Below are 10,210 nucleotides of genomic sequence, written 5' to 3'. Positions count from 1 at the left end.
ATGAACAGTTCGGGGATTTGAAATTTAAGTATAGAAACAGGGAGTTCTGGTGCCGTGGATACTATGTAGACACGGTAGGCAAGAACACGAAAAAGATACAGGAATATATAAAGCACCAGCTCGAAGCGGATAAAATGGGAGAGCAGTTGTCGATCCCTTATCCGGGAAGCCCGTTTACGGGCCGTAAGTAATCCAAAATGCAAATGTCAGATTGCGATGCGCCTGTTAGGGCGCTGCTGGTAAGAGAGCCTTACAGGCGCATTTGAAAAACCTCCGGCTATGCCGGAGGATATTTATTTATCTGTACCCGGATACCGGTCTCCACAGCGGAGCCTCTGCATGGCCCGTTCCACAGGGTGAGTTTATTCCCCCTGCCGGGTGCCAGGTTAATGCTGTTTTATGATTGCCATACCGGCCAGTCAGAATTAACCCTGACCTCCACGGGCGGGGAGCCGGAATATCTCGTGAAATTTGTTCAGGATAATGCTCATGATGTTCAGCCAGTTCCGTCAGGCCATTAAAGACTTTACCCCCTCTGTCCGCCGACAGCTCCCTCAGGAATTTTTACTGGGTCAGGAAGGCGCTCTGGCTGAATACTACATCCCGTTTGACTACCTGAATCCGGCTGCCCGCATCGTGCTGGTCGGGATCACCCCGGGTTACCAGCAATGGCGGGATGCGGTCACTGCGGCACAGCAGGCTTTGCTGGCGGGCAGCAGTGATGAGCAGGCGTTATTCCTCGCAAAACAGCAGGGTGCGTTCAGCGGTGCTATCCGCAATAATCTGATCCAGCTACTGGATGCTGTCGGGCTGGCTGACTGGCTGGCCCTCCCTTCCTGCAGAGCATTATTCGGGGACCATCTGTCACTGGTGCATTTTACCTCGCTGTTTAATCAGCCGGTGTTTGTGAACGGCAAAAATTATAACAATACCCCGTCTTTCCGCCAGTCAGCACTGCTGAGACACAGCATTGAACGCGGGTTCGCGGCAGAAGCTGCGCAACTTCCGCAGGCGGTCTTTGTCCCGCTGGGGCCGGTGGCAACACAAGGTGTGGCGCTACTGGTTCAGCAACAGCGGATCGATCCGGCGCGGGTACTGGCGGGATTACCGCACCCTTCCGGTGCGAACAGTGAAAGGATCCATTACTTCCTGGGTAAAAAATCCCGGGCAGAGTTATCCCGGCAAACCAACCCGCAACTGCTGGATAACGCCAGAGAAACGCTGATCCGCCAGGTCACGGCACTACCGGCTATCTGCTAAAGGGAAGGCCGCCTGCACCTCCGGTTGCGACGGGCGATCATATCCCCCTGCCATCCGTACGCCTCCGGACGGTAATTGCTGAGGATGATAATCCGCCGACTGACTCCGGGTCAGTCCGGTCCCCGGCGGGAGGAAAACGGCAACAGGATCCGGGCCGGTCTGAACGACCGGCCTGAGCCATCAGCCCAGATATTCGATAACCGACAAGCCGCCGTTGTAGTCCGTACTGTAAATGATCCCCTGTGCATCCACGAAGACATCACAGGACTGGATCACCTGCGGACGTCCGGGCCGGGTATCCATCATTTTTTCGGGGGCCGCCGGCACCAGCGCACCGGTTTCTACCGGCCGGTAAGGATTGCTGATGTCATACGCACGTACCCCGGCATTCTGATAGGTCGCAAAGATCAGCGTGGAACTGATAAAGCTGCCTGGCCGGTTTTCATGCAGGTTATGTGGCCCGAAATGCGCTCCTTTGGCAATATAATCGGCTTCATCCGGCGGCGGAAAGGTCGAAATACTGACCGGGTTCGCCGGGTCTCGAATATCAAACAGCCAGATCAATTTTTCTCCATCCTGCTGCTGATCGAGCACCGCTTCGTCCAGAACGACCAGTAAATCCCGGTCCGGTAAAGGCAGCGCCGTATGCGTACCGCCACCAAAAGGCGGGCTCCAGTTGCGATGACTGATCAGTTCCGGGGCGGTGCGATCTTTGATGTTCAGTAACGTCAGTCCCCCGTCACGCCAGCTCCCATAGGCCGTATCTCCGCTGATGATCGCGTGATGCAGGGCATAACGTTTACCTTCCGGCCAGTCAGGCACTTCGCCGGCTTGCTGATTCATGCCGGGCAGCCACCATTTACCGGCGACCGTCGGATGGCGCGGATCCGCTAAATCAATGGTCAGGAAGATATAATCGCTAAAACCGTCCAGCAACGCCGAGACATAGGCCCAGCGTCCCCCCACATACCAGATGCGGTGGATACCAATGCCTCCGAGTGACAGAAAACTTATCTCACGCGGACTCTGCGGCACCGAGATATCAAAAATACGCAGACCGGCACTCCAGCCTTTATCCTGCACATCACTGACCGTCTCACCGACCTGTCGGGTGTAATAGACTTTCTCATCGGCAAAACGCGTATCCGCAAACAGGTCACGGGCATTGATCACCAGTAACAGATCGTCATGGGCCTGCAGGTGTATGTTCCAGGTTCCGGGCGGTGCGGCAATATAATTCACCGTTTTCGATCGGGAGGGATCCCGCACATCCACCACCGAAAACCCGGAGGAGACCATATGACCGATATAGGCAAACCCGCGATGAACCATAAGCTGGACGCCGTCCGGCCGCCCCCCCTGATCACTGTGCCCGATAAGCCGCATATTGCGGCTGTATTCCGGTGGTGGTAGCGCGCTCATCGCTGTCTTATTTCGCTTTTGCTTCGAGGGTGGCAAACCATGGTGCGACGAAATCCTGCGTCGTTCCCCAGCCCGGAATAATTTTTGGCAGGCTGGCCATGTTGACATCACCGCTCTGCTGTTTCAGCAGTGCCTGCGAGACTGAAGCTGCTTTAAATTCATAGGTCGCTGGCGTTTTTTCGCCGGCAATTTTCAGCGCGACCAGGCGGACGTTAGTGGCACCGATCAACTGCGGATCGACGGCCGCCGTCATCTGCCACGGGCTATTTTTGCTGTGCATCATCTGCAGATCCTGGTTGGAGATATCAATGCTGTAAAGCTTGATCTCTGTCCGGCCATTTTCCTGTAAGGCTTTATAAGCACCCTGGCTGAACGCATCCCATGATCCCCAGATAGCATCGATTTTTCCTTTCGGATATTTCGCCAGGATGGCACCGACTTTGTTCGCGGTATCGCCCTGAACATCACTGGATACTGCCCCCAGAGACTCCAGCTGTTTAATGCCCGGGTTCTGCTTCAGTAACTTCTGATACTCTTTTTCACGACGATCCATCGGCGGGAAACCGGCGACCCATAGCTTGACGATATTCGCTTTACCGTGGAAATCTTTCACCAGCTGTCCGAAAGACATATCCGTCAGGGAAGCATCATCCTGACGGGTCACTGTCACGCCCGGAATATTGTCAGGCACCGCCGTATCAAAGACAGAGACTGCGATCCCTGCCTGAGTGATGCGTTTCACCAGATCTTCTGAGTAAGGTGCACGGCCCTGTGACAGGATAATCCCGTCATATTTTTGGGTGATCGCCTGGTTCACGAAGTCCTGGAAACGCGCATCATCCCCGTTACTCAGGAAGGTATTGACCTTAAAGCCCAGTTTTCTCGCCTGTTTGATAGCCCCGGCGACAAACTGGGTGGTGTTATCATCTGACCCCAGGTTACGGATAACCGCAATACGGATTGGACCGTGGTGGCTGGCAATGGCCGCAGGCACCGGAGTCATAGTGTCGGCAAAAACGGGAGCGGTGCTGAACAGGCTTAATGCCAGTAATGAGAATGCAATTTTTTTCATGTTCTGTCCTGTATACCCGCCTGTGATCAGGCTGATTATTGTAATAGTGCTGCCGCCCGGAATGTCGCACCTGCGGCTCAGTGTCTGCGGTTTACCGGTACTGACCGGTGTTTTTCCCTGATCCCTGCCGGATAATATTATGCGTCTGCACGTATATCCGTCTGGATGTCCAGACGTCATATTACATAATCCCCTGACCGCTGGCTACCCTCTGTTCAGGAGGATATTAAAAATATTTCAGATATTTTCAGGGCTGGTAGTAAAGGTGAGCTATCTGCAGATGATGGATCATTTCGCGGATGAATACGAAGTAACAGAACGTCCCCGTTTGCAGGCCGGTCAGCGCCAGAGGGGCATAAGAAAGTTGTTCAGACAAACGATTAAAGGCCACCTCAACGCCCGCGGGCGTAATGGTTGTTTCGCCCGCCAGAAAGTCCCCGCACACCCTGCCCAATAACGGGTCATGGCATATCGCAATGCCGCCCAGAGAAACAATTCTGCCTTCGGATTCCAGCACTTCTTCAATCCGGTAAATAAGCGTTTCGGTCGCAAGTGCATCTGCCTGTCCGGTGTTGAATAACCCGGCCGCGGTAGTCTGGTAGCCGCCCTCTAGCCTGGCCTTGAGATGTTGCTGCCGGTCATAAAATTCCACGGCTGCAGGTAACACAGAGAAAATAAACTCGCTCATCAGGACTCCTTTATTCGGCCGAAGGCCGCATCATCCGCCGGAACGTGACAGAAGTGCGGCGTTTTAACACTTCTTTTACGCTTCAGTGAATATACATTTCTGCCGTCCGGTTGCTAAGCTTATTCAGCAGCAATGCGGCTAATGCGTTGCTGCGGATCCTCCGTCCTGAAGCACCCGCAGTTTCCCAGGCATATGTCTGTCGGGACGGATACCCGCTTGCCAATAACGGATACTCAGGTAATGAAATCTTTGATGATCGTTTGCAGACTGCTGGCTGTCGGCCTGCTGTTCTCTCTCTTCAGCCCGCTGACGAAAGCGGCCACATTACCGGTGGTCAAACCGGTGATTGACTGTAGCGCGCTGGCGCAGCAGAATTTTTCTGCACAAACCGGTGCGGCGGTGACAATCCTGTCTGCCCGCAATGAAAACAGTGAAAAAGGGACGTACTGTAAAGTTTCTGCCCGCATCGCGCCGGATATCGGCGTGCAGGTTGCGCTTCCGACAGAACACTGGACCCAGCGCTTTCTGCAGGTAGGTTGTGGCGGATTATGCGGCACGATCAATCTCAGGCTCTCGAATACCGGCGGTTGCATTCCTGCGATGAATGGTGAGTTTGTGGTTGCCGCTACCGATATGGGCCACAGCGGCAGTATGATGGATGCCACCTGGGCTGAAGATCCGCAAAAGCGGATTGATTTTGCCTGGCGAGCCAATCACCTGACTGCGCTGCTCTCCAAAGCACTGATCTCTGCGCTCTATCATCAGCCACAGAAATATGCCTACTTTATGGGATGCTCTGACGGTGGCCGCGAGGCCCTGATGGAAGCCCAGCGTTTTCCGAAAGACTTCGACGGGATCAGTGCCGGCGCACCGGCAGCCTTCTTCTCTTTCCAGAACTCCTTCTTCCATGGCTGGAGTATGGTGGCCAACGAACGTAAAGACGGCTCTGCCATCCTGTTAGCGGATCGCCTGCCATTGATCCACAAAACGGCGCTTGCCCACTGCCCGACCTTATCCGGTGTCAATGACGGCATTCTGCAGAACCCGTATGCCTGCCCTTTCTCACCTTCCTGGTTCAAAATATGTAAGCCCGGTGACAAAGATCACTCAGCCTGCCTGACCCGCGAAGAATTGGGCGTCGTCAGTCGCTACTATGAAGGGGCAAATGATGGTCAGGGTCATCAGTTTGTGCCGGGCGGCTTCCCTGTCGGTTCGGAACTCCGCTGGCCTGTACCTGCCACCCGCAACGGCACATCTCCGGCCGAATCGATGGTACTACCGGCACTGCAATCTGTATTGCTGGCCCCGGGTAAAAACACTATCCGCTCTATGCGTGATTTCCCGCTCAACCTGGCGAATTTTGAAAAAGTCGCCCGTTATGCCCCGCTGTATAACGCAGCGAATACCAATCTGGCACCTTTCCGTGCGCAGGGCGGTAAACTGATTATGTGGCACGGGCTGGCTGATGACTCAGTAAGCCCGGCCTTCTCGCTGGCCTATTATCAGGGCGTGGTCAAAACGCTCGGTCAGAAGGAGACGGATACGTTCATGAAGCTGTTCCTGTTACCGGGCGTGGCACACTGCGGACGGGGTGAAGGTTACGATCAGGTCGACTTACTGACACCGCTAATGGCCTGGACAGAAGACGGTAAAGCACCTCAGGCACTGATCACTGGTAAAACACTCAATGCCGGGGCAGAGATGCCGCCCGGCCCTCCGCCATCGTCAGCCAGTGCGACTCAGACGGCGTTCCATGGGGTTCAGCGTCCCGGCAAGCCTTATGCCAGCGCGATGCCGGCACTGAAAGCCACCCGTCCGGTGTACCCTTACCCTTACATTGCGGTCTACAAAGGGGAAGGCGATAAAAACCTGGCCTCTTCCTGGAAACCGGTAAAATCAGAAGCGTTTGCTGCCTTTCACGTCAATGCCCCGGCCGCTGACTTTATCGGCCCGGACAATCAGAAAGACTACAAAGCCGTGGGTGATCAGCTACAGGTGATTAGCCACTAATACCCTCCGGTGATGTTACGGGGTTCTCCCCGTGAGATCACCGGTGATTAGTGCAGGCAACACTGTTTAAATTTTTTCCCGCTGCCACAAGGGCAAGGGTCATTACGTCCGGCTTTGGCCTCTGCGATAAATGGCTGACTGACCACTCCGTCACTGCGATGCTCCAGCCAATAGCTGTGCAGTGCCAGTGCTGCCGGTAAAATCGCGTCGATACTTTCTTCATAAGCTTCCGGGCTTAAGGTTTCCAGCAGCGGGAATTTGTCTTCCTGTCCGTGTAACGCAATGGCATCCAGCGCAGGTTGTAATGCCGCCGGTAATTCCGGCCAGCCCCCGAGTGCCACTCCGCGCAGATAGCCGAAACACCATTCCTCAACGATGGTGAACTCCTGACCTTCTGTTTCACGGGAACCAAACAGCGGTTCAAACTGTTCAGGATAGTCCGATAAACGCTGGTCGATGTCATCCAGATGCTGGAAAGTGAGGTTCATAAACCGTTCCATTTCGCGTTCAGAACTCCAGCGCGGCACCTTACCTGCTCCGCCCCACACTTCTACCAGCCATCTTTCCGGCTCAACCATGACCGGCCCTGACAGAATGGCCGTAAGGAAACCATCCAGCCCGGAAACATCCAGCACTGAATCGTCATCCCCGTACTTCATAAAAATATCATCCAGCCATTCCAGCTCTTTCTCAGTCAGTGGACCCTGCGCCATCTTCTGCTCCTATGCCCTGCCTGTAAAATGTCGTGTGCTTGTAGGCTACTGACAATAACATTCTGAACGTCTTATGATATAAAACGTTCCCTCTTAAATACATGATCGTGCTAATTTCCAACTTATTATACATCATCTTCCGGCTCGGGGAGGATAATATAGAGAGTCATATTACCAACCGATAAGTATTATAACCCCCTATTCGTTCCATGTTACTCCACGCACTGATACCAAATGAGCTCTGCTGTATTCTTAGCAAGATAATAATCATGATTACTATTCCAACAGAAAAATAACCATACAGGAATAAAGGTTAAATAAACGACCTGGCAGATTATAGTGTTTCTAAAATCCCCTTCACTCTCTTTCGAAATATTCAACTGTAATGTAATGATGAGAGTTAATTTATCATGATTTATTAAGGTAGCTTCCGAGTAAAAGCGTGATATCCGAGGGCTGCCTGCTTGTAAAACGACGCAAAAAAATCAGCGACTCTATAACAGACTAATGTAGCAATATGAAAACCCCTCCAAAATATAGGGTTTAAGTTTAAATTTCCTTATCTTGTAAGAAGCGTGATAATCAAAAATACCATTAATAGTTATTAATAAAAAAACACAAAATATATATTTTGAAACAAACAGGATTTTAATGTAATACCTTGTTTTATAAGCATAAAAACATGAAATGGTGATTTATTCATCCATTTAATAAAAACAAACTTGCTTCCAAAATAGTTAAATATAAGTTAATATTTACAACCCTGTGCTATTAAAAGCAAACTACTGCCCTGGTCAACAGATGGAAAATATCTGAGAACTGATATATCCCATCTGCTGGTTGATTTTCGCCCAATACCAAGTTCAGGCCATCGAAATCAAAACCTGTATTTATGTGACCAAAATATGTTCTTACTGATGCTGGTTAATATCCACCTGAATAAATATTTTTAAAGGTAATTATGATCCTATGGAAAATGTCTCCGTTACGATAAAAGATACCGGCCAGAAACTTACGCTGAATACATCAAATGTGAATATTTCAGGCCCTAGCACAATTCTCCTTCATTTGAACCGTGAACAGATTTCCTCTTTTAGCAGAGATGGGAATGATCTGGTCATCGTTACCACATCAGGAGATCATCTAAAACTGAAAAACTTTTTCCTTTCATACAGTAACGGGCAACATAGTGATTTAGTTATTGAGGATCATCACGGAAACTTATGGTGGTTAAATGATAATGATAATAATTTCCACCTATCATCAATTACAAGTTTAGATTCAATATCTTCGGCAAATAATGCTGCAACCGGAAGTTTTGAAAAAATAGCCACCGTAGGTGCTGCATTACTGGGTGTAGGCGCTATGCTTTTAGGTGCCAATCATCATGACAATATAACCTCTTCGGATAATTCATCTCCCTCTGAGGAAGACAATTCCCCCGCAGGTCATATAGAAATTAGTAATAGTTCTGGTAACTCTGTAATCGGCAAGACTACTGATGACACCACCCCAATTATCAAAGGCACCGCGGCAGCCGGCGACACCGTCACTATCCTCGACAACGGTAAAGCCATCGGTACCGCCACGGCGGGCAGCGACGGCAGCTGGAGCAGCACCCTGCCGGCCCTGGCCGACGGCAGCCACAGCATCACCACCACGGTCACCGATGCCGCCGGCAATACCAGCCAGCCTTCGGCAGCGATTCCTGTCACGGTCGAGACCACGGCGCCGGCAGCAGCCAGTGATGTCGGACTGACCGACGGTAACGGTAATAACCTGTCCGGAGCGGAGACAAATGACACCACCCCGGTCCTGAAAGGGACTGCGGAAGCCGGCGACACCGTCACTATCCTCGACAACGGTAAAGCCATCGGCACCGCTACCGCGGGCAGCGACGGCAGCTGGAGCAGCACTCTGCCGGCCCTGGCCGACGGCAGCCACAGTATCACCACCACGGTCACCGATGCCGCCGGCAATACCAGCCAGCCTTCGGCGGCTATTCCTGTCACGATCGAGACCACGGCACCGGCAGCAGCCGGTGATGTCGAACTGACCGACGGTAACGGTAATAACCTGTCCGGAGCGGAGACAAATGACACCACCCCGGTCCTGAAAGGCACCGCGGCAGCCGGCGACACCGTCACTATCCTCGACAACGGTAAAGCCATCGGTACCGCCACGGCGGGCAGCGACGGCAGCTGGAGCAGCACCCTGCCGGCCCTGGCCGACGGCAGCCACAGCATCACCACCACCGTTACCGATGCCGCCGGCAACACCAGCCAGCCTTCGGCTGCGATTCCTGTCACGGTCGAGACCACGGCACCGGCAGCAGCAGCCAACGTGACGCTGACCGATTCCGCCGGGGACGATCTGAGCGGGAAAGCCAGTAACGATGCCACCCCGATCCTCAAAGGCACCGCGGCAGCCGGCGACACCGTCACTATCCTCGACAACGGTAAAGCCATCGGCACCGCCACCGCGGGCAGCGACGGCAGCTGGAGCAGCACCCTGCCGGCCCTGGCCGACGGCAGCCACAGCATCACCACCACAGTCACCGATGCCGCCGGCAATACCAGCCAGCCTTCGGCAGCGATTCCTGTCACGATCGAGACCACGGCGCCGGCAGCAGCAGCCAACGTGACGCTGACCGATTCCGCCGGGGACGATCTGAGCGGGAAAGCCAGTAACGATGCCACCCCGATCCTCAAAGGGACCGCGGCAGCCGGCGACACCGTCACTATCCTCGACAACGGTAAAGCCATCGGCACCGCCACGGCAGGCAGCGACGGCAGCTGGAGCAGTACCCTGCCGGCCCTGGCCGACGGCAGTCACAGCATCACCACCACCGTTACCGATGCCGCCGGCAATACCAGTCAGCCTTCGGCGGCGATTCCTGTCACGATCGAGACCACGGCGCCGGCAGCAGCAGCCAACGTGACGCTGACCGATTCCGCCGGGGACGATCTGAGCGGGAAAGCCAGTAACGATGCCACCCCTGTTCTCAAAGGGACCGCGGCAGCCGGCGACACCGTCACTATCCTC

At 53.5% G+C, this 10,210-nt stretch carries 8 protein-coding genes and 1 pseudogene; 5 read left to right on the top strand and 4 right to left on the bottom strand.

Going from position 1 to position 10,210, the window contains the following annotated elements; all coding sequences use genetic code 11:
• Together CG67_RS04005 and CG67_RS04000 are read left to right on the top strand one after the other, a co-directional pair.
• The coding region (locus CG67_RS04005) for an IS200/IS605 family transposase (protein ID WP_025901699.1) at positions 1-191 on the top strand (191 nt) is incomplete at its 5' end.
• Positions 192-489: 298 nt separating this feature from the next.
• The gene (locus CG67_RS04000) at positions 490-1,260 is read left to right on the top strand and encodes a hypothetical protein (RefSeq protein ID WP_025901698.1); all 771 of its coding nucleotides are present in this window, start codon (positions 490-492) and stop codon (positions 1,258-1,260) included.
• Positions 1,261-1,440: 180 nt separating this feature from the next.
• On the opposite strand, the gene CG67_RS03995 is transcribed toward CG67_RS04000, so the two are convergent.
• From CG67_RS03995 to CG67_RS03985, 3 genes are all read right to left on the bottom strand, one after another.
• Positions 1,441-2,682, bottom strand: a complete 1,242-nt coding sequence (locus CG67_RS03995) for an LVIVD repeat-containing protein (protein ID WP_025901697.1) — start codon at positions 2,680-2,682, stop codon at positions 1,441-1,443.
• Positions 2,683-2,689: 7 nt separating this feature from the next.
• Positions 2,690-3,754, bottom strand: a complete 1,065-nt coding sequence (locus CG67_RS03990; protein ID WP_025901696.1) for a sugar ABC transporter substrate-binding protein — start codon at positions 3,752-3,754, stop codon at positions 2,690-2,692.
• Positions 3,755-4,001: 247 nt separating this feature from the next.
• A complete protein-coding gene (locus tag CG67_RS03985) occupies positions 4,002-4,442 on the bottom strand; it encodes a hypothetical protein (protein ID WP_025901695.1) in 441 nt (146 codons plus the stop codon).
• Between the two features lie 252 nt (positions 4,443-4,694).
• Between CG67_RS03985 and CG67_RS03980 the strand changes: the two genes are divergently transcribed.
• Complete coding sequence (locus tag CG67_RS03980) at positions 4,695-6,452, top strand: tannase/feruloyl esterase family alpha/beta hydrolase (RefSeq protein ID WP_235501100.1); 1,758 nt, start codon at positions 4,695-4,697, stop codon at positions 6,450-6,452.
• A 47-nt stretch (positions 6,453-6,499) separates the two neighbouring features.
• Here the strand turns inward: CG67_RS03980 and CG67_RS03975 are convergent, their stop codons facing one another.
• Complete coding sequence (locus CG67_RS03975; RefSeq protein WP_025901693.1) at positions 6,500-7,165, bottom strand: YecA family protein; 666 nt, start codon at positions 7,163-7,165, stop codon at positions 6,500-6,502.
• Between the two features lie 969 nt (positions 7,166-8,134).
• Between CG67_RS03975 and CG67_RS18735 the strand changes: the two are divergent.
• Both CG67_RS18735 and CG67_RS03970 read left to right on the top strand, forming a co-directional pair.
• Positions 8,135-8,449 (top strand): annotated as a pseudogene (locus CG67_RS18735) (BapA prefix-like domain-containing protein); the annotation flags it as partial.
• Between the two features lie 81 nt (positions 8,450-8,530).
• Positions 8,531-10,210: Ig-like domain-containing protein (locus CG67_RS03970; RefSeq protein ID WP_235501099.1), on the top strand; the 1,680-nt coding region annotated here is incomplete at its 3' end.

It is taken from the genome of Tatumella sp. UCD-D_suzukii (genome assembly GCF_000611875.2).
Classification (GTDB): domain Bacteria; phylum Pseudomonadota; class Gammaproteobacteria; order Enterobacterales; family Enterobacteriaceae; genus Tatumella; species Tatumella ptyseos.
Note: the sequence above shows the minus strand (reverse complement) of the source record. Positions and strands in the feature narration are given on the sequence as shown.

Excerpts from the sequence above, each read along its gene's own strand:
- CG67_RS03985 (WP_025901695.1), bottom strand. The coding sequence starts at position 4,442 with ATGAGCGAGTTTATTTTCTCTGTGTTACCTGCAGCCGTGGAATTTTAT.
- CG67_RS03990 (WP_025901696.1), bottom strand. The coding sequence starts at position 3,754 with ATGAAAAAAATTGCATTCTCATTACTGGCATTAAGCCTGTTCAGCACC.
- CG67_RS03980 (WP_235501100.1), top strand. The coding sequence starts at position 4,695 with ATGATCGTTTGCAGACTGCTGGCTGTCGGCCTGCTGTTCTCTCTCTTC.
- CG67_RS03975 (WP_025901693.1), bottom strand. The coding sequence starts at position 7,165 with ATGGCGCAGGGTCCACTGACTGAGAAAGAGCTGGAATGGCTGGATGAT.
- CG67_RS03995 (WP_025901697.1), bottom strand. The coding sequence starts at position 2,682 with ATGAGCGCGCTACCACCACCGGAATACAGCCGCAATATGCGGCTTATC.
- CG67_RS04000 (WP_025901698.1), top strand. The coding sequence starts at position 490 with ATGATGTTCAGCCAGTTCCGTCAGGCCATTAAAGACTTTACCCCCTCT.